The organism is Bacillus sp. P4_D3 (genome assembly GCF_056401855.1).
In genome coordinates this window covers 1-506 of sequence record NZ_JBFUIN010001371.1, presented here as the reverse complement: position 1 = coordinate 506, position 506 = coordinate 1, and the positions used below count along the sequence as shown (strand labels likewise).

Genomic DNA, 506 nt, shown 5'->3' with positions numbered 1-506 from the left:
ACTTAATATCGCATCCTTACGAACTACTTTATAATCTAGTAAACGTTTCGCAATTTTCTTCTTCATATCAGGATTTATTTCATCATTAAAAATAAAATGATATGCTTGTTGTTTAGAAAAATTATTTAAAAAGTCCCCTTGTGATACACCAGTTTTTGTAAACCATTGTGGTGAAAGAACAAACACTACCTTTTTACCTTCTAATTCATCCATTGTTGACGTCATATTTAATATATGAGCCAAACTTTGCGTACCGCCAGTCCCGATTAAAAATGGTGTAAAGCCAGCTGGATTTACTTTAAAATAGTTAGACGGATGATATGCATCCATTCGTAAAAACTCTGATGAACCATACATCGGTAAGTACTGCGAATTCTCTAACATTTTCTGTTGCAAGAAAACACTTTGTAATTTCTCTTTTTGCAAGGAAGTTGCCGCATCTTCAACCTTCTTATCGCTAATAAGTGATACTAAACTTTTAGATGGGATAAGCAGAACAATGAAAA

The 506-nt window shown here is 32.8% G+C and carries 1 protein-coding gene; it reads right to left on the bottom strand.

The annotated features are described in order from the left end of the window. On the bottom strand, nt 1-506 hold a 506-nt coding region (gene dltD, locus AC1DTM_RS31415; RefSeq protein WP_477001811.1), incomplete at both ends, for a D-alanyl-lipoteichoic acid biosynthesis protein DltD.